The organism is Chlorogloeopsis sp. ULAP01, assembly GCF_030381805.1.
GTDB lineage: Bacteria > Cyanobacteriota > Cyanobacteriia > Cyanobacteriales > Nostocaceae > Chlorogloeopsis.
The window spans coordinates 60,061-84,513 of the sequence record NZ_JAUDRH010000012.1; the positions used below are offsets into that span (position 1 = coordinate 60,061).

Annotated in this window: 32 protein-coding genes and 3 pseudogenes; 14 read left to right on the forward strand and 21 right to left on the reverse strand. The window is 39.6% G+C overall.

Going from position 1 to position 24,453, the window contains the following annotated elements; translation table 11 throughout:
* Positions 1–101: 101 nt before the first annotated feature.
* From QUB80_RS22515 to QUB80_RS22530, 4 genes are all read left to right on the forward strand, one after another.
* Positions 102–1,418 (forward strand): O-antigen ligase family protein, encoded by a 1,317-nt coding sequence (locus QUB80_RS22515; protein ID WP_289791745.1) that lies wholly within the window; start codon positions 102–104, stop codon positions 1,416–1,418.
* A 13-nt stretch (positions 1,419–1,431) separates the two neighbouring features.
* Positions 1,432–2,364, forward strand: coding sequence for a glycosyltransferase family 2 protein (locus QUB80_RS22520; protein WP_289791746.1), 933 nt, complete (start codon positions 1,432–1,434; stop codon positions 2,362–2,364).
* Positions 2,365–2,450: 86 nt separating this feature from the next.
* Positions 2,451–3,599: a glycosyltransferase family 4 protein gene (locus QUB80_RS22525; protein ID WP_289791747.1), complete on the forward strand. Its 1,149-nt coding sequence runs from the start codon at positions 2,451–2,453 to the stop codon at positions 3,597–3,599.
* Positions 3,600–3,668: 69 nt separating this feature from the next.
* On the forward strand, positions 3,669–4,865 hold the full coding sequence (locus tag QUB80_RS22530) for an endo-1,4-beta-xylanase (RefSeq protein WP_289791748.1): 1,197 nt from the start codon (positions 3,669–3,671) through the stop codon (positions 4,863–4,865).
* 96 nt (positions 4,866–4,961) lie between these two features.
* On the opposite strand, the gene QUB80_RS22535 is transcribed toward QUB80_RS22530, so the two are convergent.
* The 5 genes and pseudogenes from QUB80_RS22535 to QUB80_RS22555 all read right to left on the reverse strand — a co-directional run bounded on the left by QUB80_RS22535 (position 4,962) and on the right by QUB80_RS22555 (position 8,000).
* Positions 4,962–5,363 (reverse strand): transposase family protein, encoded by a 402-nt coding sequence (locus QUB80_RS22535; RefSeq protein WP_336622337.1) that lies wholly within the window; start codon positions 5,361–5,363, stop codon positions 4,962–4,964.
* 110 nt (positions 5,364–5,473) lie between these two features.
* Entirely contained in the window at positions 5,474–5,635 is a 162-nt protein-coding gene (locus tag QUB80_RS22540; RefSeq protein WP_289791924.1) for a hypothetical protein, read from the reverse strand.
* 311 nt (positions 5,636–5,946) lie between these two features.
* Entirely contained in the window at positions 5,947–6,900 is a 954-nt protein-coding gene (locus QUB80_RS22545; RefSeq protein WP_289791749.1) for a hypothetical protein, read from the reverse strand.
* Between the two features lie 63 nt (positions 6,901–6,963).
* A pseudogene (locus tag QUB80_RS22550) lies at positions 6,964–7,389 on the reverse strand (IS701 family transposase); the annotation flags it as partial.
* Positions 7,390–7,838: 449 nt separating this feature from the next.
* Positions 7,839–8,000 carry a hypothetical protein gene (locus QUB80_RS22555; RefSeq protein WP_289791750.1) on the reverse strand — a complete coding sequence of 54 codons (162 nt, stop codon included), beginning with the start codon at positions 7,998–8,000 and terminating at the stop codon, positions 7,839–7,841.
* Between the two features lie 262 nt (positions 8,001–8,262).
* On the opposite strand from QUB80_RS22555, the gene QUB80_RS22560 reads away from it, so the two are divergent.
* Entirely contained in the window at positions 8,263–8,493 is a 231-nt protein-coding gene (locus tag QUB80_RS22560; RefSeq protein ID WP_289791751.1) for a hypothetical protein, read from the forward strand.
* Between the two features lie 88 nt (positions 8,494–8,581).
* Here QUB80_RS22560 and QUB80_RS22565 read toward each other — a convergent pair whose 3' ends face one another.
* Together QUB80_RS22565 and QUB80_RS22570 are read right to left on the reverse strand one after the other, a co-directional pair.
* Positions 8,582–8,938 carry a hypothetical protein gene (locus QUB80_RS22565; protein ID WP_289791752.1) on the reverse strand — a complete coding sequence of 119 codons (357 nt, stop codon included), beginning with the start codon at positions 8,936–8,938 and terminating at the stop codon, positions 8,582–8,584.
* Positions 8,919–9,269 (reverse strand): DUF5674 family protein, encoded by a 351-nt coding sequence (locus tag QUB80_RS22570; RefSeq protein WP_289791753.1) that lies wholly within the window; start codon positions 9,267–9,269, stop codon positions 8,919–8,921. Before QUB80_RS22570 ends, QUB80_RS22565 begins: the two co-directional genes overlap by 20 nt.
* Positions 9,270–9,329: 60 nt before the next feature.
* Here QUB80_RS22570 and QUB80_RS22575 point away from each other — a divergent pair, with 60 nt between their 5' ends.
* Entirely contained in the window at positions 9,330–9,566 is a 237-nt protein-coding gene (locus QUB80_RS22575) for a calcium-binding protein (RefSeq protein ID WP_289791754.1), read from the forward strand.
* A 65-nt stretch (positions 9,567–9,631) separates the two neighbouring features.
* Here the strand turns inward: QUB80_RS22575 and QUB80_RS22580 are convergent, their stop codons facing one another.
* The 3 genes from QUB80_RS22580 to QUB80_RS22590 form a co-directional block, all read right to left on the reverse strand.
* Positions 9,632–9,754 (reverse strand): hypothetical protein, encoded by a 123-nt coding sequence (locus tag QUB80_RS22580; protein ID WP_289791755.1) that lies wholly within the window; start codon positions 9,752–9,754, stop codon positions 9,632–9,634.
* Positions 9,755–9,934: 180 nt separating this feature from the next.
* Entirely contained in the window at positions 9,935–10,132 is a 198-nt protein-coding gene (locus tag QUB80_RS22585) for a hypothetical protein (RefSeq protein ID WP_289791756.1), read from the reverse strand.
* Positions 10,125–10,388, reverse strand: coding sequence for a hypothetical protein (locus QUB80_RS22590; RefSeq protein WP_502875311.1), 264 nt, complete (start codon positions 10,386–10,388; stop codon positions 10,125–10,127). Before QUB80_RS22590 ends, QUB80_RS22585 begins: the two co-directional genes overlap by 8 nt.
* Positions 10,389–10,630: 242 nt before the next feature.
* Between QUB80_RS22590 and QUB80_RS22595 the strand changes: the two genes are divergently transcribed.
* On the forward strand, positions 10,631–11,680 hold the full coding sequence (locus QUB80_RS22595; protein ID WP_289791757.1) for an IS4 family transposase: 1,050 nt from the start codon (positions 10,631–10,633) through the stop codon (positions 11,678–11,680).
* A 177-nt stretch (positions 11,681–11,857) separates the two neighbouring features.
* Here the strand turns inward: QUB80_RS22595 and QUB80_RS22600 are convergent.
* Both QUB80_RS22600 and QUB80_RS22605 read right to left on the reverse strand, forming a co-directional pair.
* Positions 11,858–12,079: pseudogene (locus QUB80_RS22600) on the reverse strand (IS630 family transposase); the annotation flags it as partial.
* A 7-nt stretch (positions 12,080–12,086) separates the two neighbouring features.
* Positions 12,087–12,896, reverse strand: coding sequence for a hypothetical protein (locus QUB80_RS22605; protein WP_289791758.1), 810 nt, complete (start codon positions 12,894–12,896; stop codon positions 12,087–12,089).
* Between the two features lie 220 nt (positions 12,897–13,116).
* Between QUB80_RS22605 and QUB80_RS22610 the strand changes: the two genes are divergently transcribed.
* The 5 genes and pseudogenes from QUB80_RS22610 to QUB80_RS22630 all read left to right on the forward strand — a co-directional run bounded on the left by QUB80_RS22610 (position 13,117) and on the right by QUB80_RS22630 (position 16,510).
* Positions 13,117–13,491 carry a hypothetical protein gene (locus tag QUB80_RS22610; protein ID WP_289791759.1) on the forward strand — a complete coding sequence of 125 codons (375 nt, stop codon included), beginning with the start codon at positions 13,117–13,119 and terminating at the stop codon, positions 13,489–13,491.
* 9 nt (positions 13,492–13,500) lie between these two features.
* On the forward strand, positions 13,501–13,914 hold the full coding sequence (locus QUB80_RS22615) for an HNH endonuclease (RefSeq protein WP_289791760.1): 414 nt from the start codon (positions 13,501–13,503) through the stop codon (positions 13,912–13,914).
* A gap of 165 nt (positions 13,915–14,079) precedes the next feature.
* Positions 14,080–15,108, forward strand: coding sequence for a tyrosine-type recombinase/integrase (locus QUB80_RS22620; protein ID WP_289791761.1), 1,029 nt, complete (start codon positions 14,080–14,082; stop codon positions 15,106–15,108).
* 3 nt (positions 15,109–15,111) lie between these two features.
* A complete protein-coding gene (locus tag QUB80_RS22625) occupies positions 15,112–15,615 on the forward strand; it encodes a hypothetical protein (protein WP_289791762.1) in 504 nt (167 codons plus the stop codon).
* Between the two features lie 25 nt (positions 15,616–15,640).
* A pseudogene (locus QUB80_RS22630) lies at positions 15,641–16,510 on the forward strand (transposase).
* Here QUB80_RS22630 and QUB80_RS22635 read toward each other — a convergent pair.
* The 3 genes from QUB80_RS22635 to QUB80_RS22645 all read right to left on the reverse strand — a co-directional run bounded on the left by QUB80_RS22635 (position 16,507) and on the right by QUB80_RS22645 (position 18,012).
* On the reverse strand, positions 16,507–16,785 hold the full coding sequence (locus tag QUB80_RS22635) for a hypothetical protein (protein ID WP_289791763.1): 279 nt from the start codon (positions 16,783–16,785) through the stop codon (positions 16,507–16,509). The pseudogene QUB80_RS22630 and the gene QUB80_RS22635 overlap by 4 nt on opposite strands.
* A gap of 344 nt (positions 16,786–17,129) precedes the next feature.
* On the reverse strand, positions 17,130–17,375 hold the full coding sequence (locus QUB80_RS22640; RefSeq protein WP_289791764.1) for a hypothetical protein: 246 nt from the start codon (positions 17,373–17,375) through the stop codon (positions 17,130–17,132).
* A 169-nt stretch (positions 17,376–17,544) separates the two neighbouring features.
* The gene (locus tag QUB80_RS22645) at positions 17,545–18,012 is read right to left on the reverse strand and encodes a hypothetical protein (RefSeq protein ID WP_289791765.1); all 468 of its coding nucleotides are present in this window, start codon (positions 18,010–18,012) and stop codon (positions 17,545–17,547) included.
* Between the two features lie 177 nt (positions 18,013–18,189).
* Here QUB80_RS22645 and QUB80_RS22650 point away from each other — a divergent pair, with 177 nt between their 5' ends.
* A complete protein-coding gene (locus QUB80_RS22650) occupies positions 18,190–19,446 on the forward strand; it encodes a ParM/StbA family protein (RefSeq protein WP_289791766.1) in 1,257 nt (418 codons plus the stop codon).
* A 365-nt stretch (positions 19,447–19,811) separates the two neighbouring features.
* Here QUB80_RS22650 and QUB80_RS22655 read toward each other — a convergent pair whose 3' ends face one another.
* Both QUB80_RS22655 and QUB80_RS22660 read right to left on the reverse strand, forming a co-directional pair.
* Positions 19,812–20,006 carry a hypothetical protein gene (locus QUB80_RS22655; RefSeq protein WP_289791767.1) on the reverse strand — a complete coding sequence of 65 codons (195 nt, stop codon included), beginning with the start codon at positions 20,004–20,006 and terminating at the stop codon, positions 19,812–19,814.
* Between the two features lie 156 nt (positions 20,007–20,162).
* A complete protein-coding gene (locus QUB80_RS22660) occupies positions 20,163–20,489 on the reverse strand; it encodes a single-stranded DNA-binding protein (protein WP_016877454.1) in 327 nt (108 codons plus the stop codon).
* A gap of 579 nt (positions 20,490–21,068) precedes the next feature.
* On the opposite strand from QUB80_RS22660, the gene QUB80_RS22665 reads away from it, so the two are divergent.
* Positions 21,069–21,461: a tetratricopeptide repeat protein gene (locus QUB80_RS22665; RefSeq protein WP_289791768.1), complete on the forward strand. Its 393-nt coding sequence runs from the start codon at positions 21,069–21,071 to the stop codon at positions 21,459–21,461.
* 70 nt (positions 21,462–21,531) lie between these two features.
* On the opposite strand, the gene QUB80_RS22670 is transcribed toward QUB80_RS22665, so the two are convergent.
* The 4 genes from QUB80_RS22670 to ssb all read right to left on the reverse strand — a co-directional run bounded on the left by QUB80_RS22670 (position 21,532) and on the right by ssb (position 24,337).
* Positions 21,532–22,515, reverse strand: a complete 984-nt coding sequence (locus tag QUB80_RS22670; RefSeq protein ID WP_289791769.1) for a ParB/RepB/Spo0J family partition protein — start codon at positions 22,513–22,515, stop codon at positions 21,532–21,534.
* A 2-nt stretch (positions 22,516–22,517) separates the two neighbouring features.
* A complete protein-coding gene (locus QUB80_RS22675; protein ID WP_289791770.1) occupies positions 22,518–23,294 on the reverse strand; it encodes a ParA family protein in 777 nt (258 codons plus the stop codon).
* A gap of 158 nt (positions 23,295–23,452) precedes the next feature.
* Entirely contained in the window at positions 23,453–23,869 is a 417-nt protein-coding gene (locus tag QUB80_RS22680) for a hypothetical protein (protein WP_289791771.1), read from the reverse strand.
* Positions 23,870–23,953: 84 nt separating this feature from the next.
* Positions 23,954–24,337 (reverse strand): single-stranded DNA-binding protein, encoded by a 384-nt coding sequence (gene ssb / locus QUB80_RS22685; RefSeq protein WP_289791772.1) that lies wholly within the window; start codon positions 24,335–24,337, stop codon positions 23,954–23,956.
* Positions 24,338–24,453 lie beyond the last annotated feature (116 nt).

Sequence of the window (24,453 nt, forward strand, 5' to 3'; positions counted from 1 at the left end):
CAACCATAGTCGGTCTTTTCGCTGAGTTTATGGTAAAGCCAATGATGGTTTTAGCTGTTCGTTCCCCCAAGTTCTCAAAGCTTAGATAAGATACTTAACCTATGCAAAAGAGCTTTATTGTGTCAATACCAAAGGTAATTGAAAAAGTATTTGTTGTTATATTGCTTCTGTTTTTATCAGGCGCAATCATAGTCCTTTTGAATGAATCTGGGGAAAATCCGATATCGAAGGTTATTTCTGTTATCGTTCAGTTGGGTATCTCCTTCCCGGTTATAGTGTGGTGCAAGAAAATTGTTGGCACTGCTATCAGGGAAAAGCTCTTATGGGTTTTCATAGCGTTTGTTCTGGTTTCATCTTTCTGGTCTGCTTTGCCAGCAACTACCATACGTAGCAGCATCCTTTTGGTACAGATAACTTTGTTTGGGGTGTACTTAGCTACACGATATAGCTTGAAAGAGCAGCTGCAGCTATTAGCTTGGACATTTGGCATAGGAGCGCTACTTTCCATAGTAGTTACCTTGGTACTGCCAAGCTATGGGGTTATGGGTATGGGCAGCACACTTAATGCTCAGGCTATTGCGCATGTGGGAGCTTGGCGGGGTATCTACGTGCATAAAAACATCCTAGGTCGCATTATGGCTCTAGGTGCATTGGTCTTCTTAATATTTGCTACTAGTAGTTATCGACAGCGTTGGGTTGGATGGGCTGGCTTTGGACTGTCAGTTAGCCTGATTGTGCTTTCAACTTCAAAAACAGCCCTAGTAGTTTTGCTGGCTATTATTGCCCTAATTCCTTTATACAGAGCTTTGCGTTGGAACTACACTATAGCTTTACCCTTTTTCATTACTGTGATACTTCTGAGTAGTAGCGCGTCTGTGCTTCTCGTTGAGAACGCAGAAAGTATTGCTAGTACTCTAGGTAGGGATCTTACCTTCACTGGTCGTACCCATCTCTGGGCCGCTATCATTCATAAAATCCAGGAAAGCCCATGGCTAGGTTATGGATACGATGTCTTTTGGCGAGCAGGGTGGGATGGTGATGCCGCAGATGTTTGGTCTATGGTTAGACATCAAGCTCCGCATGCTCACAACGGTTTTTTAGAGTTAGCCCTTGACACAGGTTTATTGGGGATATCTGTATTTGTATTGTGCTTTTTAAAAGCTTGCCTTCAAGCAATCAAGTATGTACGCATTACTAACTCTTCAGAGGGGTTGTTTCCAATCGCATTTTTAACATTATTAATAATGGTAAACTTAACAGAAACTACACTTCTGAGAATACCTGTATTTTGGGTTATATATGTGACAGTAACTCTATCGATGTCCAAGTCTATGGTGTTTGGAGATTCAGTTGGTAGCAGAAAATCTAATAAAGCCCAAAGGGTAAACTTGACCAAGAGATATCAAGTAAAGCATTGAGGAGATTATTCAATTGAAACCTCTTGTAAGCGCAATCATACCAACGCGTAATCGAGCAGTGATAGTTAAAAGAAGTGTCCAAAGTGCTCTTGCGCAAACTCTTAAACAAATTGAAGTCATTGTGGTTATTGATGGCCCAGATGAAGCTACCCAAGTTGTACTTGCAGAAATAGACGATCCTCGATTGAGGGTGATAGAACTCCCGATTAGTGGGGGTGCGCCTGAGGCTCGTAATTCTGGGGTTTATCATGCACAGGGTGAATGGGTTGCCTTCTTAGACGATGATGACGAATGGCTTCCACAGAAGTTAGAACTTCAACTTGAAACTGCTAACCGTTCACAGTACGAATTCCCGATTATTACTTGTTGCCTAATTGCTCGAACACCAAGATCTGACTATAGATGGCCTAGAAGATTGCCTTCACCAACTGAATTAACTGGAGATTACCTCTTAGTGCGCAATTCTTTGTTTAGAGGTGAAGCATCTCTTCAAACCTCTACACTCTTTACAAGGAGGGATTTTCTCATGCAAAATCCATTTAGAAAAGAACTCCTAAAACACCAAGATATAGAATGGTTCTTACGTGCTAGCACTTTAGAGAACGCCAAAATAGAGTTCGTAAATGAATCTTTAGTTATTCATTACATAGAAGATCGAAGTGAAACTGTAAGTAGTAAAACTAACTGGCAGTATTCGCTTAAATGGATACAAGAAAATAAAAGCTTCGTAACACCCAGAGCTTATGCTGCCTTTATTATGAATCGCGTGAGTGCAGAAGCTGCAAAACAGGGTGATTGGAAGGCATTTAGAATTCTCTTACAAGAAGCTATGCGATCGGGTAAGCCAGAACCAATTGATTTCTTAATATATTTAGGTCTATGGTTGATACCTCAGGAACCTCGGCGTCTGCTTCGTGATTTTTTGATTGGAAGAAAACAAACATGAGTCTTAAGATGGCTTTCAGGTAAGTGTGAGTTAAGTAGCAAGATAAATATAACCCTTGCTTTCTACTCCAAAGTTAAACTACATAGATGAATATTATTGACACTATGAAGATTCTCCAAATTAGTCGTCAGTTTTTCCCATCTACAGGTGGTATTGAAAATGTCATGTATTGCTTGAGTCGAGCCTTACAGCAGAAAGGCTACTGTAGTGATACGGTAACGCTACGTTCTATATTCAATACGGGAGAGATAGCAGATGCTGAATCATTTGTTGATGGGTTGAAAGTATATCGATTACCCCATATTGGTATCAAGCGCTATCCAATTGCACCTGAGGTAATATCATTTGTGTCTTCTTATGATATTTTGCATATCCATGCCATAGATTTTTTCATAGATTTTTTGAGCTTGACACGCCCATTTCATCACAAGCCAGTAATAGTTAACACACATGGTGGTATTTTTCATACTCAATGGCTAGTTTATTTGAAGCAATTCTACTTTAGAATCTTTACTCGCTTATCACTGCGCGGAACTGATGCCATTATATGTGTAAGTAAACAGGACTACGATCTGTTTCGAACGATTGCACCAGAACATAAGTTACATATTGTTTCTAATGGGGTAAATGTGGAGCCATTCCTAACTATTAATAAACAAATTGTACCTGGGCTATTAGTAGGAATTGGTCGGATTGTGAAGCATAAATGTATTGAGCGATTGATTAGCTTTCTCCCAATACTGGCAAAAGACTTTCCAAAAGTTCATCTAATTTGGGTTGGCAACGATCCCGAAAAACGCATTCCCCAACTACTTGCATATGCACAGCAACTTGGTGTTGAATCGCGAGTCAACTTTGTAGGGCAAATTCCCGATCAAAAAGTCCAAGATTTGTTATCTCAGGCTCATCTATTTGTTTCAACTGCCGAGTATGAGGGATTTGGACTCTCTACTATTGAAGCAATGAGCAGTGCAACTGTCCCGGTAGTGACACCAGTAGGTGTTCATCCTGAGGTTGTACGAGAAGGAAAAACAGGTTTTATCTACGGTTTTGAAGAGCAGCAGGCACTAGAGTGTTTTCGCTACGTGCTATCACTAGATGAAAACCAAATTAATCAAATAGGAAACAACGCACGAGAAACTGCAAAACAATATTCTTGGTCTAGAGTTGTTAATTCTTATCTCGCCATTTATGAGTCTGTCTTATCAAAAAAATTGTCAAAATCTACAGCCTAACATCAGTAGTGACAGGCTTACTAACCAATTTCGTAATATAGATTCTCATATTCTATATTTTCAAAATTCATGAATAGAAAACGATTATTAACTAGACGACGTACCCTCTTGTTAGGCATGGGTGCCTTTACAGTGGCAGGTGGGCTCAGGCATTTAAACAACCAATTTCCAGAGATTGTTTATGAAGGGAAAGATGCTATAGGGAAGAAAAATTTTACGGTAGTTGGAGATATTCCTCTACGCGAGCGGGCTGCGAGCAAAGGATTAATATATGGGGCAGCTAGCTCATATAGAGCCTTAGCCTCAAACACAGATTATGCAACTAGCTTTGCCAAGGAATGCGCTATTCTAGTTCCGGAAGCCCAACTCAAGTGGGATGCCCTTCGTCCTAGCCCAAATCGTTTTGACTTTACTAGAGCCGATTGGATGGCTAAGTTTGCCCGCACTCACGGTATGCTTTTTCGCGGTCATACCCTAGTCTGGCACAAAGCTTTACCGAAGTGGTTTGCAGGTACAGTCAACAAACGAAACGCCGAGCGGATATTACTTGAACATATTAAAACAGTTGTTGGGCATTACGCTGGCAAAATTCATTCCTGGGATGTAGTCAATGAGGCAGTTTTTCCTGAAGATGGACGATCTGATGGCTTACGAAATTCACCGTGGCTTCAGTTTTTAGGAGCGGGTTATCTTGACATTGCCTTTCGTGCTGCAGCAGAGGCCGACCCGCGAGCCTTATTAGTTTACAACGATTTTGGCTTAAACTATCAGTATGAGGAACCAAAAAGAGCTGCTGTCCTTAAGCTGTTAGAGCGTTTGAAGTCTCGCGGCTCTCCTGTGCAAGCCCTTGGTATTCAAGCTCACTTGTGGTGTGATAACAGCAGCAAGTTTAACCCCAAAACGCTGAAGAAATTCCTGCGTGAGATTGCAAATATGGATCTGAAGATTTTAATCACGGAACTGGATGTTAGTGACAAAAATCTTCCCTTAGATGTTTCTATTCGCGATCGCATAGTTGCCGCAATCTATGAGGATTACCTTTCAGCAGTCTTAGAAGAGCCAGCAGTGATTGCAGTATTAACATGGGGATTGAGCGATCGCTACACATGGTTGAATGAAACTGACTCAAGAAAAAGATTGGATCGCTCACTTGTTCGCCCCCTACCACTTGATACCAACCTGAAACGTAAATTAGCATGGAACGCAATCGCACGCGCTTTTGATCAAGCCCCCAAAAGACATTCGGAACAAGTTAAAAGTGAGTAAATTTTGTCAATACATTTTGAGGAGAAGGAGATTACTACTTCCTTTCTTCCCCTACCCATTATTTGATTATCACTATCAAGAGACCTCTTGCATGAATCAAGAAAATAGAGCAAGTTCATAATTAAGAAGTCCAGCAATCAAGTTGCATCGCAAGCCAAACCGTTTTCTGCGTTTACGATATTGTTCTTTGAGAATACGAAAAATCTTCAATCGGCGGTTGATATGTTCGCCAACAACACGTAGTTGAGCTAGGTTGCGATTGTGCTGACGTTCTGGAGTCGATAAATCAGCGCGACGAGGTTTTTTAGTGGGTATGCAGCTATGAGAATGGATTTTGGCAATCCCTTGATAACCTTTGTCAGCTAAACACAATTGTGAGACAGGAAATCTGACTTTTGTGATTTTTAGTAATCTAAAGTCAGTAGACCGAAAAGTTTGGCGATCGCTAAAAAATAGTAGCCTGTGATACCGTTTTTGCAGAAAAGTGCAAAAGCTGATTACCTTGGATAAGTGATAAGTTTAGATTATTAATAAACTGCAAAAACCAACTAAAAACTAAAATCAGCCGGACGGTAAATAAACTTCGCAGGCTACCCCATAGTTGCGGTCTACTGCCTGTCTCTTAATCCCAGTTGTCGGTAGTAATTTTCTTGGGATGTGATGGCAGGTGTAAGTAACTGCTCAAGTTGCTGGGCAATTACTTCGTCTTCCACCATTGGGCGTTGCTTCTTTTTAGCATGATCTCGATTGGTTTTACGACTGCTGCTCACGGTTTTTTACAATCGCTCAGTTACTTGTATTAACTGAGTTTGCCATGATTTTGAACAGAGCAAATCATCCTAGTAGACTAGTATGATAATGATAATCAAAAAGAGGGGTGGGGAAGGAGATGAGCGTCGCTCATCTCCTTCCCCTTCACTACGATTATCATTCTTATACAGATATCTTTATACTCAAAGACTTATTGACAAAATTCGCTCTCTTCTAACTTGTTCCCAATGACATACTGTTGATTTATGGATACCTCAGCTTTTGCCGATATGAAAGTATGTACGATACTCACGCCAATATTCAAGTGCCACTAATAACTGGAATTTCTATATCCTAAAATACACTCTCTCTGACGTTTATTTAGTTTGCTAGAAATTCTTTGCAATTCATCTCTATGTAATGCAGATTTAGTAAACATTGTGATGGGCTGTCTAGAAGTGTAGGCAAAAGTTAATGAAAATCTGTCTGCTTCTACAGGTGGTTTAGCACGATGAAAAACATTGCACGTATCAGTAAAAATTACTGTACCATCCTGCCCTACGCAAGAATTCCAATCTGATTTAGCTACAAAACTTTCTATGACTTGATCTGAGACGAAACCAGCACTATATTTAAGAGCTTGAGATAATGATGAAGTGAGAGATTTAGAAATGTACTCAAAAGGACCGCCATTTAAACTGACATTATTTAAATAGACTATAATTTTGACCATGCGATAATCTTCTATGTCTATGTGCCATTGCCTTACATTTATTGGTTTCCCATTAGCAATTTCTCGACGAAAATCTACACCATGATACATTATTGGAAGACCAATATAATTTTCAACAATATTAATTAATCGTTCTTCAAGTCCCCAAAGAAAAATTTCTGGATAATTCATCAATATGCAAGAAGATAGACTAATTGAATATTTACCGTTACTGGGAAGTAATAGTAATTCTGGTAAAAGCTTTTTGGCGCTAACAATTAGTAGAGATGTAGAGGATATTTCTAGTGTTTGTAAATAGGTAACAAAAACTCCTTCTTGACGTAGAGAATCAATCAAAGTGAAGTCTTCTGGGTAAATTTTAGGTAAATAATTAACATATTTTTTCAGTTCTTTTTTATAAAAAAACTCGGATACAAATTTCAGGATAGGAAATTGCAGGATTTTCCTTTTAATTTTATTCGGTAGACGTTTAAGTTTTTTTACAATTATCATATCATTTGTATCGAAATAATACCATATAAAAAGGCAAAATTGATAATTGCAAATAATCATGAATTTGTCAATTTATATGCAACCTTGCATGAAATCTCAATATTCCTTAAAAAAATAAAAAAATTAGTGGAAACTAGAACCAAATTGGAGGTAAAATAAGGTGTTCATGATGCTAATCAGGCGAGAAAATCCATTCTGAAGTTGGGGAATAGAAAATACTTTGAGCCAAGGTTTAATCAGATTGAAAAGAATGATTGGTTGAACAATAAGACGTAAATTATTCAAGATATTCTTCCAACCAAAATTTTCATCCCACAAAGGATGTTCTGCAAATATTTGGAGAATATAGTTGTGAGAGTCGTGGAAGACGCTTGAATGAAGGCTAACCATGAGATAGGTACTACAAACTATTTTCCACCATCTCTGAATGTGAGGATAATGGGTCAGCCGGAAATCTGCCCATCCCAGTTCATTTTTACTTTGTTTGAGTCCATATTCTACCCATGTTCGTAAACCGTAGAGATTTCCAACTTCTGAGTATTTAATACCTGGAACATGCGTCATTAAAAGGTGATTCTGTTAAAAAATGATGTAATGATTGGTGATTCTCTAACCCCACAACATGAGCTATTTCTGGTAAGGATTTTCTTTTATATTTCCGATATCATTCCCAAATTTCAGTCCTCTTTTCTAATTTTACTCTTCCCAGAGTGACAAAAGAAAGTTATCTTTGTAAAATCCTTACGATATCGAGTTATATACTTGTTTTTCAAAAGCAAAACTTTACTTTGTATTTAGTGTAAATATACTTAGCTAAATAAAATAATGTGTTAGTTAATACTATATTAACGGACTATAAGTTATTTTTTACTTACGTAGTCTGTGCTTAAATAAGCGTTTTTATTTTGACTTGTGTATTTTTATCCGTGAAAGAGACAGTAGAGCGTCGCCCCTACAGTTCTTACAGGAAAAGGGTGCGATCGCCCCCTACCCCACCCCTACAACTGCTCCATCTTAATACCCGGCACTTCCAGCTTTACCGTCGTAATCGGCACCAGTCGCCCTACAGTCGTGTAATGGCTGCTTCCTACGGGTGTAGTAGTGGCACGTTCCCGAAATCGCCGCATCGTAATCAAAAACCACTCCCGCGTTTTGGGCATGGGTAATCTGTAAAGCTGGCGGGTATGATACCGTTGGCGCAATATTTCTTAACGCTTGAAATCCTTATGCCATCATAGGAAACTCACAACAAAAGTTTTCAAAAACCACCCTTTTAATGAATTCGCCTCCTCATGAACTTATCCAGTTATAATAATTATCATTTCTATTTGTCTGTTTGCGGATCATCCAGAATTTACCCAACTGGGTGAGCCTGCCTACAATGAATACTTAGATGCTGTCCTCCACAAAACTTGTGAGCAAATGTTTGGTAGGGCAATAAAGATTGGTAACTTTTTCCTGATTGATATTGCAGAGTATCATTTCTTTCATGGTGCTTTCCAAGTTGAAAGACGTATTGGGGGTGTGATTTATTTCGAGGATATAAAAATTGAGTTAATTGCAGTATCGGCAGATTATCCTCCTACCGATGCGGTTAAGTATTCACGTTCTAAAACAGGTTTAATCTCTCCATCGCTAACTCGTAAGCGTTGAGTTTGACTCAAAATTGAATAAATATCTGGGTAATTGGAGCGTGTTTGAGTATTCATGCAGGTGGGGGCAACAGTCTTTCAATAAAATTCTAGATGGATTCGGACAACAAACCTGACATATCTAATACTCGTCCCGACCAATCACTAGCTAGCTCGGACATATTTTTGCGTTCGCTCTCATCAGACCAAAGACTATCAAACTTTAATTTCCACCGTGCTAGTTGGACTTGAATGTTAACCAGTTCTTCGGCATATTCTGGTTCAATTTCTGCTGCTGTCCATTCGATAAAATACATAGTTTCATCTGCCACACTTTCAACTGCTTCAGGGTAAGCAGTATTACAAAATGTTCTCAACCTGGCTAAATTAGAAGCTATATGTCCTAAGCGATTTGATGTATTTTCGCTTTGAAACCGTGCTTGTTTTTCATCTAATTTCTGGTTCATATCCACCTATTAACTCCTGAGTGATTTGTTTAACACGTTCCCGAATTGTTGGATCTTGAATTAGCATCGAGCGATTATTCTGGCTGGGGCGAATGTTAATAATCGATTCATAGGCAATTGATTGATTAAAGGGAGTCCAGTCAGCACCCCAGATATCTCGCTGTCTACTACCATCTTCGAGCAATGCTGCTTCACATTCAGCGTGTTTTTCTCCTCCCCCTGCTAGAATTCCTCTTTCTATGTCTACTGCTATTTTGATATAAACTCCCAAAGTTTGCAGCATTTGCTCAACTTGTTCCAGTGTCGCTCTTTTCTTGATAATCAGTACCAAAATTTCACTCCTACCTGTGTAGATGCACAAGTCCAAATTCCATTTTGTAGGATCACTTGAATGAATACCACAATTAATCACTTGCAGCATTGTTGCATAGTCATAGAAATGTCACCAGAGTATGACTGTTTGCACGATATGTTCGTAGAAGTGCGGTATCAAGAGGGAAGCGTTGACAACATTTTTTCCGCACGTCTATTTGAAGTTAACCCCATTGACGTTGATGAGGCAACTGCTCAAGCTATCGCTGACTGGCATTATTGGGTAGGAAGGGGATACGAATTAATACATTACTAAGGGAGGCAAGGATTACCTGCAGGCATACTATCACTATGAATTTTGGAATCAGGGCGATCGCCTAATTAAATTGTCAAAATACATTCCCAAGCGGTTACTAAATCGAGTTCAGCAGCTAGAGCAAGAAAAAGCGCCAGTAAGAGAAATTCTGGGGGTGTGGTGGAATGAGGGGCGATAAACCTCCGCATTTAATTTTTTTCAAAATTGAGATTTGAGAGAAACTGTCTCACTTCATCGTATTCAGGAAATTTACCTGAAGACATATATCGAAAATCCCCACACTTAAGGGTTTCCAGTTCAGCACTAGTACATTTTGCTACACTGGCTTCAACTGACGCTAAATTTCCAGCTAGTTGCACGGAAGTACTTCATTCTTCCCAAACAGATCCTTGTTGTATACCTAAAGAGTATGGTAAAATGTTAAAGCTTGCTCCTGTACCTAGCAGTCTTGTGACTTCCACAATAGAATTTCGGTAAGCCAATGTCAAAGGTAATTGTGGTATTGCGTCAATATCACCAAATGCATCACGTCCTTCAATGAAGGGAAACCTTTGAGCGTTAACCATCGTTTGCTTGTTTGTCTTCTTCCAAAAGTGCAGCTAGTTTCAAAGCAGCATCATGGGAATTGAATGGAGACCACACATTGTAAGTAGCTCCCGGTTGCAGCGACAATGCTTCTTCATCTGCTAGTTGTTGAACTAAAAACTGCATGATTTGTAATTTTTCGGTACGAGACAGATTTCGCAACAGCGGCAATAATTCTGCTATGCTCATCTCATCAGACATTACGGCGTTTGCTGGCATCACTTCTGCTGCTTCCAAACAATCTTGTACTCCCTCTCAATAGCTGCCAGTAGCTTCGACTGCAACGATGACAGATACGGTTTTGTCTGCTTGCCTAACCCCTGCAAAAGCCAATCCACAGCTTCATCACGGCTAGCCACTTGATGTAACTGCCCTGACGGGGTGACAAGGAGTCTGGAAGGACTGGTATATCGAGATGTGGCGGTTGTGCGGTAGAAAAAGATAGGTCAAGTATTGTCAACAAGACCTATCTGATGAAAATGCTGCCTGAATTCTACCAAAATTGTTTTCAAAATTTACTAACACCCGCGCAGTACATGATGCTGCAAATCTTGGTAATGCTATTACAATTTCATAGAACAGTCACGATTGAAAAACTGGCAACAGTATTTCCACAACCAATACTCTTTGAAAGCAGACGTAAAAGTATTCAAAGATTTTTACTGCTACCACAACTGTCAATTCAGTGTCTTTGGTTTCCTGTAGTGAAGTATTGGGTAAAAAATCGTCAGATTAAAAAAGGGAAACAATTAATATTTGCGATTGATAGGACGCAGTGGCGGGAGCAAAATATCTTTATCATCAGCTTAATTGAAGACAAACGAGCCATACCAATTTACTGGTTAACCTTAACCAAAAGAGGTTGTAGCAATCTGGGAGAACAAAAAGCATTAATTCGTCCAGTTTTGCGCTTGTTTAAAGGCTATCAAATTTTGATATTAGGCGACCGTGAATTTCATAGTATTAGATTCGCCAATTGGTTACACACTAAGGAAATCAACTTTGTTTTGCGGCAAAAACAGGGGACATATATTCGCTCTTGTAATCAATCATATCAGCGATTACAAGATTTAGGGTTAAAACCTGGAGTCTCATTCTTTATCCATAATGCTCAATTGACAAAGCAAAAAGGTTTTGGACAATTTAATCTAGCTGGATACTATCCACGTAAGTATCGGAATAAGATTGAACCTTGTGGATGGTATCTACTCACAAATTTAGACAGTTTTTCAGCAGCTATTAAAAGCTTTAAATATCGTAGTGGGATTGAAGCAATGTTTAAGGATTGTAAAACAGGTGGTTACAATTTAGAATCCACTTATACGACTGGTAAACGTTTAATTGCACTGATTTTATTGGTAGCTATAGCCTACAGTTGTGCGGTCTTTAATGGTCGGAAATCACGACAAATTGGTTTGCAAAAGTATGTTGGTCGCCTTCAAGAATTAAAACGTTCTATACGTCGGCATAGCGCATTTTGGATTGGTTTATACGGTGAGCCTGCGCGTTGGGCGGCTCTGCCGACTTGAAGCGACTGGCGAACCCGTAAGGGTTATTTATGGGTAGGTGCAATGGAATTTTGGTCAGATTTGGCGATCGCTCTTATGCGAAAAAAGCCCAATAAGCTACCTCATTTTCAGAAAGGTCTACGCGCCATGACGCTTATTCAGTCAGCATTATAGCCTCACTGTCACCCCTTCAGATCTCATTTGTTGTAGATACTCCCACCCCCGATGGCGACTGATACGTTTTCCTGTCAGTTCACTTAACCAATCTGCTACCTTGCGACCATTCCACAACCCACCATCCGGTGCTTTGCCTTCCAGTACCTGCCACAGTTGCGCTTGTTGTACATCTGTAAAGAGTGCTTTTTTTCCTGGGTTATGATGCCTTTGGTCTCCCAGTGCGCTTGCACCTAGTTCGTTATAATTCCCATTATGGAGACTCGGCTGGTGCAGTAGTGTTTTCTTCTATCCCTAATATTTCATCCCCATTCTCAGGTGAGGTGTTAAGTTCGCTGCTGAAACTGGAGCGATCACTTTGGGGTAGTGATGAGTGCCCACTCCTGAGTAATGAGTTATCCTCGACTGAGGAGTCTTCACTCAATATGTTGGCACAAGAGTGAAGTAGTTCTACTGTCGAAGCCAGGAGTGTTCGTACACGAGTTAACTGATTTCGCCGCTCAATCCCAAGCCGAGCTTCCAAGTTTCGGGGATCGTCATCATGGCTTAAATGAACAACTCTAACTTTTTGCTCTTTTTGGGAAGGCTCAAATATTGGTTCATCGGCAGTGAGTTTGTTGTAGTCATAAATACCACTTGGACGTTTCACACTGTAATGATGTACCTCACAACCACCAGGGGCAATGTATTGTCCTTCTAGATTATTTAAGTGATGATGCAATTGTTGAACACAAGCAGCGATCGCCTGAAGGGGTGCAGTAACACCTAATGACTCAGGACTTTGAGGACATCCTCTGGACATCAGCATCATGATTGCGGCTTGACGGCGTGTAGTTCTAAAAGTTTCTTGAATACGTTCCCACTCCTGATTCCATAAACGTACTCGCAGTTCGCGTTCCTGTGCTTCAATCTCACGAACGCGAATTAGTTCGATTTCCTCATCTGGAGTCAACTTGGTAGCTGCTCCACAAGTCTTGTAATTTAAGCATTCTCCAGGATCTATCCCCGGTTGCAACATCATAGAGGCACAGTCAAAGCCAAGTCCGCAGATTTTACGAGGCATGAGTTAGCACATAGTTCTAGCTTAATATTTATATTTTATCAGCTAGAACAAGGAGATAAATCAAAGGAGATAAATCAAAGGAGATAAATCAAGCGACTTAATATTAATCGTAGTTTATGTCGTATAAAAGATAAGGGTATCTTATTTTGTGTTGTAGTCTTGTATTACGCTGTAGTTATAAGCATAATATGAGCAACTCACTCAGTTGATGGTTTAAAGCGTGGCAAAACTAACCATTCAAATACCGGATGAACTAGCTCAACGTTTAGAACCTCTGCAAAATCGTTTACCCGAATTGCTTTGGCGATTGCTAGATACTGAGCCAGGGCAAACAACACAACAACCCTTAGTCAGTGCAGAGACTATAAACATTCCGGAAATTTATCAAGAAGTTCTAGATTTTTTACTGAAGCGTCCAACACCAGAAGAAATTATTGCTTTTAAAGTCTCAGAGCAGGCACAAAGGCGGTTGCAAGCATTATTAGAAAAAAACCGCTCTGGTTCACTCACTTCAATGGAAATAGCAGAGTTAGATGTTTACGAGCAATTAGAACATCTGATGATTTTACTCAAGGCGCGAGCAACAGCAAAGTAATCAAATAAGATGTCTTCTAATTCAATTTCTACAGAACTGAGGAAGCTGGTTATCAATAGAGCGTCAGGACGCTGTGAATATTGTTTAATTCACTCCTGTTTTTCAATATATACCCATGAGGTGGATCATATTATTGCTGTAAAGCATGGGAGCGAAACTGTGGAGGAAAATTTAGCACTTTCATGTTTATCATGCAATCGCCATAAAGGTTCTGATTTCGCAACTATCGATGCGGCTACAGGAGAAATTGTTCCATTGTTTAACCCGCGCCGTCAAATTTGGGATGAGCATTTCTATTTTGAGGGCGCGAGGATTAAGGGGAAAACTCAGATTGGACAAGCAACTGCAAGGTTACTTCAGTTTAATCTTCCTAATCGATTGCTTCAGCGACAAGCGTTAATAAGCCAACAAAAATATCCGTGATTATTCATAGATTTTAGTTGACATTCTTATAAGAATAATTCTATTAAAGAGGCTTAATTTATATATAACAACTATGAAAAAACAAAAAATATGATGAATATCAACCAGCAATTAACACAATTAACTAAGTATTCACCAAACATATTCAAAATATCTAAATTAACAATGAATTATAGTGCAGATTCTTTACCTCCAATCAAACTCATTCCCCTTAACAAGGAAACTGTATCCGCACCAGAACGACAAAGAACAAATAGACCGACAAAAATAGCTGCACCCACTGATATTAGGTGGGTAAAAGTGCTGGAATTCTTACGTAGCAACAACCTTGCGCCTAACACTCGGAAATTGTATGAACGAGAACTAAAGCGATTTTTGGCATGGACAGAACTCCACTACCACGAATTGCGATCGCGACACTTTGGGCAGTACAAAGAGTACTTAATGCAAGAAGTACACACTCATGAGGATAAACCGCTTTCTAAAAGCAGTATCAATGCTGGAATTGCTGCTCTCAAAAGCTTTTTCAAATGGATGTGTTTAGCCTATCCTGACATTATTGCTACGAATCCGACGTTGAGCATAAAACTGGAAAAAGTGCCTCTACCACCAGCCCAGAGTTTAACACCAGAACAGATGGAACGGGTGTGGTCAGCTTTAGAATTGCTTGGAGAAACAAAGCAACGCGATACTGCGCTAGTTCACATTCTTAGCCACGGACTGCGGGCTGGAGAAATTGTGCAGCTAAATGTTGGCTCCTTCGATAGTAAGCTACTGTTTTTGCCGGATACCAAAACGAATGAACCACGCTTAGTGCCATTGCGAAAAGAAAGTCGGGAAGTTTTAGCAGAGTATTTACAAGCACGAGAAGAACAAGGTGAAGTATTAAACAGCCTTAGTCCATTGATGATTTCACACCATCCTTCATACCAAGGAGAACGCTTAAGTTACCACGGCATTTACTTTGCGATAGAAAAAATAGGTGAACTGGCCCTTATTGAAGATTTGCATCCGCACCAATTCCGGCATACTTATGCTACTGACCTACTACTATTGGGTGTTGATCCAACTCATGCGCGAAAGCTGACAGGGCATCAAAGTGAGAAAGCATTTCGACGGTATACACTCCGCAGTGAACAATCAGCGGCGATCGCTGCTTATTATCGTGCCATTGGCGAAGAAGATGTGGAGTAGAGTATGCCGAAGCCACTAGATCCTAAGTGTCAGCTATGCGCTAATTTACCAACAGCTAAAGCAAAGGTACTGCATGGGACAGACGGAGATGGATGTTGGAATCCCAAAGTCTGTCATAATCGCCGTTCGTTCTACCGCCGAAGAACCAAGAGTGATTCGACAGAAATTGATGTGATCGCTATTGTTCCACCAGCGACCTATTTTGCAGTGCTATATCTGTATAAAGAACCGGGAGATAAACCATTACATGCTTTGAGTGCAGAATTGTGGCTAGGACAAAAACCTGTTTGTCGCCTAGAGCCAATTCACTGTTTTGGGCTAACGGCTGGAAAGATACGCATCTATACAGATCAGGTATTACAGGTGTTTGCTCAACAATATGATATTTCGCTCTATCAATATAAAGATATGTTTGAAATTAGCCCAAGCCATTGTCCAGTACGCCCTTGTCCGTTACACCCAGAGTTATCCCTCTTTTGTCACTATGATGAGAGAATAATAAGATAAAAACGACGAAACCGTTGCTGTGAGCATGATACAGTCTCGTTCCGCTGCACCAACAGTAAAATTTGTGGACGAATATTGCCAGTGGTATAAAAACCTGTTTTCAGATGTTAGGAATTTCGAGGCTTTTAAGTACCTTCATGTGGGTTGTGTTTCAGATATAAAACGTAAAACCCTACCAGCGAGCGCTAAGATTGTTGGGTTAGATAATCATCAAGGATTACATCATCTTTTAACTTCAGCACATTGGGAAGTAGAAAAGTTAAGAACCTTGCGGTTAGAACTAATTTTACAAGTGTTAAAGGGAAGACCGATCATTTTAATTATTGACGAAACAGGAGATAAGAAAAAAGGAACATCAACAGATTATGTCAAACGGTAGTACATAGGAAATTTGGGAAAAACCGAGAATGGGATTGTGGTGGTGACAGCATATGGTGTGTTCTATGGTTTAAAACAAAGTAAGAATGAATTAGGTTGGGCAGATTATCGTTTGACTCACTATCCAGATATTGAGCGATGGTGAGCCAGCGCGTTGCGGGGGTTCCCCCCGTTGTAGCGACTGGCGAACCCGAAGGGTGGGAGATTGTTTGTAGTAGCTATTTGATGGTTAGTCTTCATTCAGACCAAATGCGCTCTTCTCCGTCACAATCTCAATCAAAATTGGCTTCTCATCCCTGGTGGAATAATGGTAAAGGCTGGAAGAATATTCTGAACAATCTCCGTTTAATAGTTCAACCTTTTATCCTATTTAATTTAATTCAACCTTGGCTTACAGTTTTCCTTATCCCCCAATTATCTTTGGGATTTGCGCTCACTTCAATCCATTGTTAATTACCTTACTTATCCCATTTTTATCTTCCTGTCTCACCCTGATTTCTTTTTTTCCTCTGCCTAAAGTGACAAAAGAGCGATAATGTGGAAGCGAATTGTCCCCTCGTCTGAATACCAACTGATGGTAGTTTTCTGACTTCCAGAGATAGGACTACTAGTAATTTCAAATGCACCTTCTGGTTGATGAATGCCGTTAGAGACTGCGCCGGGGATAACTTGTCGAAAAGCTGGACTGTCGGGACAACGACCCTCAAGTATGTTGTAACGAATACGCCACTCGATTGAGTTGAGAACGGATGCGACCAAGTTATCAGTTGCGCCATCAAAGAATATTGCCATAGGGATTTCTCCTACGATTAAGTTGTTATCACAGGAGTTATGCGAGAGCAACTGTATAAACATAGACAGTAAGAGATTATTAGTTTGAGTAGTGCTGCTGGTTAGTTTCTACAAATTACAATGTTTAGCGATCGCGTGTTGGATTTGGTTGATAAATTCGTCATGCTTTATTTATTCAGAGGGCGGTAAGCTAACGAGGATTGTGTTTGGCTGTACGTTTTAACATGAGGATTTCTCCTATCAATAAGAAAGTTCGTGTTCCGCTGTCTTCGACTGTTATAGATGTAGAGAGAATTGAGTTATAAAAATAAAAACCCTCTCATTAGAGGGCTTGGTAGCAAGAATTATTTGTACAGCTTCCCAATTTGTTTTTTAATATTAGATGATTTGAAATAGATGCGAAACGAGCCATCAGAGTAGTATTTGATATCGCGTTCGCTGAAAGAGATATCATCTTGACTCAGCCAAGTTTTTATAGAGTCTTGGTTTTCTGCCACAAATATAGCAGGGAAATAGACTCTACCAGTTTTTGCACCTGTTATTTGATGGATAAGAATTTGGGCCTGTGGTAGTGTAAGTACGACAGCCATAGTGTGAATTATTCCGTGGATTTTTCACCCCCTTCTTCGCGTTATGCGGCTGTAAAGGTAGTGTGGGTGAAAGAAAAATCCCTTTAAGAAAGAGGGACTTCTTGATTAATACAAATTACCTTTTTCATCAAACATGAAGTTTGAATTTACCTTTGTTGCTATTGTTATATTAATTAGCTTTGTATTTTTTACTTGCTGATTTGTCGTCTAATAAACTCGCTATATCTTGTGAGCTAATTTTGAGCTTATTTCTAGGGCAGTTTGGATATTTTAGTTTAATTAATTCTGGAGGACTAATTTCAATTACGCGTCTAGATAGCTCTTGAATTATTTGATTAGTTGTACATTCTCTTAATTTAACTAGCCCATCTGCAACGCTCTCTCTTTTCGTGTTATCCCATACAATAATTATTTTTCCACCAAGTGCTTTGATAACATTTTCCACTGTTTTAATTTTAGATTTTTCAAGCATTTCAAACAATTTGCCTATGGCAGAATGATATCTTGAGGCTGGACTGTTTTCTTCTCCAAGAACTTTTATATATTCTTTGGCTAATTTATACAGTGTCCATCCTAAATTCTCTAGGCGAGTTTCCAGTAATTCTTTCCAATTAGTATTATTAATTTCGTGCCACATGATAACTTATTCTTCGCTTGCTTCATGTAATTGAAGCAGCTGCTATTGTGGTGATTTATCCTAATGTAAACTTTTAATTTAATTAGTGGTTATTGAAATTTTTGTGAACCAACCTGCTCTGATGTACGTGTAGGTTAAATTGGTTGTTACCACACTCATTTATAAAAAATAACAAATATGGCTAAAACTAGTGATAAATCTCAACCTAAGAAGATAGTTTTAACTTTGGATATGGGTGGTAGCAAGACTAAGGCGATCGCTCAGGAGTATCCAGAAGGAAAGCCGCAAGTTTTGCTAATGGATTCGGAAGTGGCTGATGTAAGCAAAGCTTCAGTTGAGAGTATAGATGCAGAAGGGTTGCCCGAAAGCCGCGTTTGGGTAGGTGTGGGGGGAGAGTATTATGTGCTGGGAGAACTTGCCCGTCGTCGGTTTAAAGGTATATCTCAACTAAGAGAACTAAAGTATGAACTGGCTATACCCAAAGTATGTGCGATGATTTGGCTTGTGAAGGAGAAACTGAACCTGCATAATGATGTTGCGCTGTATCTAAATATTTTGCTACCGCCAGGAGAAGTGCGCGATAAGGAGCAGTTAGAAACTCGCTTGCGGGAAGTATTTAGGGGGTTTGAGACACCAGCAGGTAGGATGCGGGTGAAGATGATCCGCTATGAAGTAGCTTCTGAGGGTAGTGGGGTATTTTTCCATCGCCGGAGAGTGCTTGATGGGAATACACCTAACTCGTTGTATGTGATGTTGGGTTATCGCAATGCGAGTGTATTTCTTGTTATGGGTGGCGTTCCCAGTCGAGGGATAACTTGCGACTTGGGGATGTCGTGGCTGGTGAACAATTTTGTTTCCAAGGTATCAGGATTGAGCCAGGATAATCCTAATATTGTCGGAGTGTTGGTTGAGGCGGGAGCTGATTGTAACCCCCAACTGTTACAGAAACTCTCGCGCAAGCGTAAAGCCGATGAGATAAAAGCTGATGGGGAGTTAATGTCCAAGGCTTTGTTGCTTGCTCGCGATGAATACCAAAGGGCGATTGTGAGATGGTTGCGATCGCAAATGGAAGAGGATGTGTGCGAGGTGGTATTTTGTGGAGGTACTGCTGATTATATACGCTACGAAATTGATGCTTACTTCCAGAAGGAAGATATTAGGGTATCTTGGCATGGGGGTATCGCCATCCCAGATATAGCTAGCAGCATGGGCAATCGGATGGCGGATGTCGTTGCGCTACACGAGCATATGGTGTTGGAGTTTGATAGGGTGACTAATTACGAGCGCTCTCAACCTTTGTTTGATGCTCCTACGGTTAAACCAACTAGTACTGCCAATACTTTAGTAGAGGCTAATAGCTCTGCCAAGAAAGTTCCTAACTACACGCCCCGTGAGATTCCCAAGGAGTTTCTGACAATGAGCGATAAGATTTAGCCTCTGCAAGCATGGATTGGAGTAGAGTGGACATAGAGCAGTAGAAAAAGCAGTAGTTGCAGAAATTTCTGCAACTATTCTCTTTAGATTAATTTTTAAGAGAGTGTTTCTCTAGCAATAGTTGAGCGAACGCTCTTGGATGTATAAAAATAAATAGTCAGAATGTTATTCCTGACCGTTTTTTGATTGTTAAAAATTTTTAGTTAAATAACTTCTGGTTGATTGGCGAGATATTTTTCTCTACGCTGCCAAGTTTTGCGGTTGACCTCTAGTAGTTCAAGAAGCCCCTTGTTGAATTTGTCGATGGAGAACTGAATCATTTGTTGAGTTGAATATTTCGGCTGTTCAACTGTCCCAAAAGTTTCTTAGAACTTTGCCTTGAACTCATCCCATTCGGCTTTCTTCCATTTCTTACCAGTTTTGGCTTCACAAGATTTCCCGCAGACCTCCTGCAAGGCATAATAAACCTGCTTTAACTTGCTCTCCTCATAAGATGGAAGTATATAAATACCCATTGTAAAATCGTTAACTTGAGCAAGCTTTTTGGTTTTGGTAGCCATAATTATATCTCCTATTGAGAGTTATTTTTTATTCGTGTTTACTCGGCTAAAGCCGTTGAAAAAACAAACGACTGTTCGCTAATCAGAACAATCGTTTATTTTTTGTTGATTACAGTCCGCTTTTATAGAGTGAACTTCGTATAAAGTTATCTTGGCTTACGCAGCTTCTTCGATAGTTTCAGTAGATTTGCCCCAGTTCGTAACCTGGATCTCTTCAGCTTCTACATAAACAAGCTTTGCTTTCTCATCGCTACCTTTGGGAGTAAATACATTAGTTTCAATGCTTCCCGATACGTTCACTTGCATTCCTTTACGAAACTCAAGTTTGTAATTTTGACCGCACCAAAACTTGACTGGAATCCAGGAAGTTTCGCCTCCCTTTTTGTTAACTCCAAGGGAAATTTCCCAAACCTTGCGCTCGCCAATTTGGAATAATTTTGCGTTACCGATGGTTCCGGAAAGTACTACTACGTTGATATTCATGGACATCTCGTAAATGTTGTAACTTGAATCGTTTTTCTTCCGCGAATGCGGCTGTTCAATTCAGTTTTTCTTTTTAGGAGGGTTTTATTTAAACTTGGCTCTACTGCAGCATCTTTGCTTGTAACTCCGGTGTGGATTGATTTTACCCTGCTTAATTATATATTTGTAATATCCTCCAACTAGAGTTATACGTAATTATTGAATCTTCGTTTGTTGTGGGATTTTCGTATCTAGGTAAAGATGATTTTTGTTGATATCTTTACAAGTGGTACGTGCAATGTTAATCATCGACTAGATAAGATAAATTGCTGGGGCTAGTTTATCTAGGTTTCTTTACACTACGGATGATATCCTATGAGCTAGTTAGTGTGATTTCAGATGTGCGTTTAATGAATGCCCATCATCTTGCTTCAGCTTATTTTTGATAGTACTGTTTCCAACTTGATTATTTTTATAGCAGTACTCAGTTTATGAGTACTGCATTAAGAGCCTTGAATTATATTTACTATCATGTTCAATAAATACCAAAAGATACATCATTATTTTGTTTTGTTTAACCCTATTACATATATACTTGTAATGCCTGTATTAGGGTTAATTATTGGCTTACCCTACTTTTTCCGCTCACCTAAAATTGAAGAACCTCCTAAGCTTGTAACTGCACAAGACTTTGTGGATTATAGTGAAAAAATTTTAGCTAATAAGTTGTTTGGCGTTGATATTGATGGTAATAGAATTGAAGTATGTACAAAAGCGTTATCTTACCTCAACCAGGGTTTGAAACTCGATCCAAATAACGCTCAAGGTTACGCAGTAAGGGGACTTGTTCAAGATTGTCTCAATAAGTACAAAGCGAGTATATTCGATTTACAAAAAGCGAAGAACCTCTATCAATCCCAAGGGAAAGTTCAAGACGTTAAGCTAACTGAGAGTGCGATTAAAAGTATTAAAGAGAAATATAAAGCGAGATAAGTAGGGTAATTAGGATGCTTTTTGTATGTTTTAAGCTAAAGGAGGGATAATTATTATCTCCCTTGCTTCCTTATTTTAAGCTTTCCATCTCTGTGTTCTCTGTTTCAGATGGAAAGAGTTCTTCTATCTGTGCTAGCAGCCGATTGATTTTATTTGTTATCTTTTTGTCATTTTCTAGAAATTTCCTGTGTTTTTTTAATAGTCCTTGTACATTTTTTCCTCTTGATGCTAACTGTTGAAAGGGGGTTTCTTCTTTATCTGTTTTACCTGCTTCCAGAACACCCTCTACTATCTCTTTTATTTGCGATAGTGACAATCCTTCGTCAATCGCCTGCTTTATTATTTTCCCCCTCGCTTGTTCCTCCTTTACCCGTGCGATCGCATGGGCTTTGGTATATTCTAACTGCCCTCTTATAAGTACATCCTGGATATCGTTTGGTAGTTTAAGTAAAGGTAGGCGCGTTGTGACAAACGACTGCCAGGTAATTTTGCCAAATTTAGAGAACAAGTTTTGTATAGTAAGACTTTCATCGCTCCCCAAAACGTTTTGGGGAACTTTATTTTTTTCCTCATCTAGCATTCTGTTTAGAAGATAAACTATATTCTTTTGGTCAAGATTCAAAATAGCTGCGAGTAGTTCGAGAATACCAATGGTTTCCTCATAAGTGTTGAGATCTTCGCGTTGGAGGTTTTCGACCAAGCGGATGCGAACAGCAGCATTCTCATCGCAGTCGATTACATTGACGGGAATTTCTTCGAGTCCAGCTAGTTTGCTTGCTCGCAGGCGACGCTCACCAGCAACTAGTTCAAATTCGTTACTACTTGTGGATCTAACTACAATAGGGGAAAGCAACCCGTTTTCTTTAATATTTTCTGCAAGAGATTGAATTTTTTGCGGATCAAAGTACCTACGGGGTTGTGATGGGGGAAGGATAATTGAATCTATTGGGAGGGTAGTAGTGTTTTTGTTGTCTGAATCTTCTTGGCTAGCACCACTAAATAAATCATCGAGTGCGTTTTTATCGTATGCTTTGAGTTCAACTTGTTTAGTCATATTTATAGTTTTATAAGGTAATTTGCGATTTCTTCTAAGATACTAACTGCTGGGTGATTTTTCTTCCACAGAGCAAGCGGGAGATGTGCTTGTGATGCACTTGGAAAGTCTATCGAATTGGGAATGGGTGTAGTTATATGCGCCCGTCCTTCGATTTGTTTTTTAATGGCTTCGAGGATACCTGATTGTTGAAGGGTACGTTTGTCATATTGGGTTGGGATAAAAGCTGCGATTTGTAAGTCTTTGTGTCCTCCTTTCTTAAGACGGGCAATTGTTGTTAGCAATTGTTCTGTAGCAGCATAGCATTTATATTCTGTCTGCACTGGTATCAGGATATGGGTAGCTGCCATTACACTCATAATGCTTAGGTATCCCAGTGAGGGAGGGCAATCAATTAAGATGTAATCATATTCGCCGACTATTGGTTCAAGTGCAAACTTGAGTTTTTGTCGAGCGTCAGTTGTGATATCGCGTCCTAGTTCGATTTCAGCTCCGGTTAGAGCATTATTACTGGGTACAAGATACATATTATGGATAGGTTCGTGCCAAATGTATAGCGGCCCGCGTTCGGTGATAGCAGCATATATTGTCTGCTCATCTTTTAGCTCCTTGGGTTCTATTCCCATAAAGGTTGTCAGACTTGCTTGTGGGTCCATATCTATAAGCAAGACTCGGTGTTTTTGAGCAAGATGATACCCAATATTATGAACTGTGGTAGTCTTACCAGCTCCACCAGACTGGTTGAATGCGGCAATTATTTTAGTCTTCTTTTTTGGCATTTTCAAGGGTGTTTTTTAACTCATTTGAAGTGATTCTATCAAAGTCTTCTTGATAAAGAGTAAAAAAATAATGCCAATATGAGTCTCTATACCGACTCATAATGACATTATTCTTAATTCTTAAACTGGATACTTAAGTATTCATATTAGTATCCACTTTAAAAAGGAGGTTCATCACCTAGATTTTCATTATTATCACTGGAAATATTCTCCTCCAGCTCTTGTGCGAAATCAGAAGATTTTTCTTGTGTAGCTCCAAAATATGCTAGTTCTTGGAGGGTTTTTCCGGTGGGGATAAATCCTCTAATTACGAGGGTAGCTACTTTTTCTTTATAGTTTTCCTGTTCGTTAATTTGTAAATCGATGTACCCGTTAGCTATCCCTTGGCAGTTTTCCCCACTCCCTTTTATATCTACAGCAGGAGTACCTTTAGCACGGTAGGGGATTTCATCTACTACCATGCCGTCTTTACCCCGATAACTAAAACTAGCTACCCCATGACAAATGAGTGAACCTTCTCTGTCATGGGTCTCATTAATATTTTCGATTGTTAATGTCAAATTGGTTTCTATCATTTTATGGTGTTCCTATTTACTAATTGAACAATGCCCCCAAGCAAGAACTCTCTGCTAGGGGCTATTTTTGAATGCAAAGTTCTTTTAGAAATTTGCGTTAGTTATGTTCGCAGTTTGTTTGTCTTCTAAGGAAGATTTATCTTCACTGCGAGGAGAGCTTAACAGTTCGATTTTTTGGACAGTTACTACAGGTTTAGACCTCATAGTTCCTGAATTTTTATCCGTCCACCTATCAAAGCTAAATTCGCCTAATATAGCAATTTGGGTTCCCTTTTTGACATAATTTGCAATTACCTCTGCGGTTGATCCCCAAGCGGTAAGGTCAAACCAAAGTGGAGTTTCACTTTTATAGGGAGGCCGCACTGCAACCGAAATAGACGCTTTGACAGCCCCACTCTCGAAGTAGCGGACTTCCGGTTCTTGTCCTGCCCTACCAACTAATGTGATGCGATTGAGATACTCGCTCATAGGATTTTAATTTTCTAATACTTCAAATCCCTATTTGCGTAAGCACCTGTTAGTCTGTGGTTGTTGGTCACTGGGTGGAGCTACCCACAATTTGTCTGGTATTTTGTTTATCTATA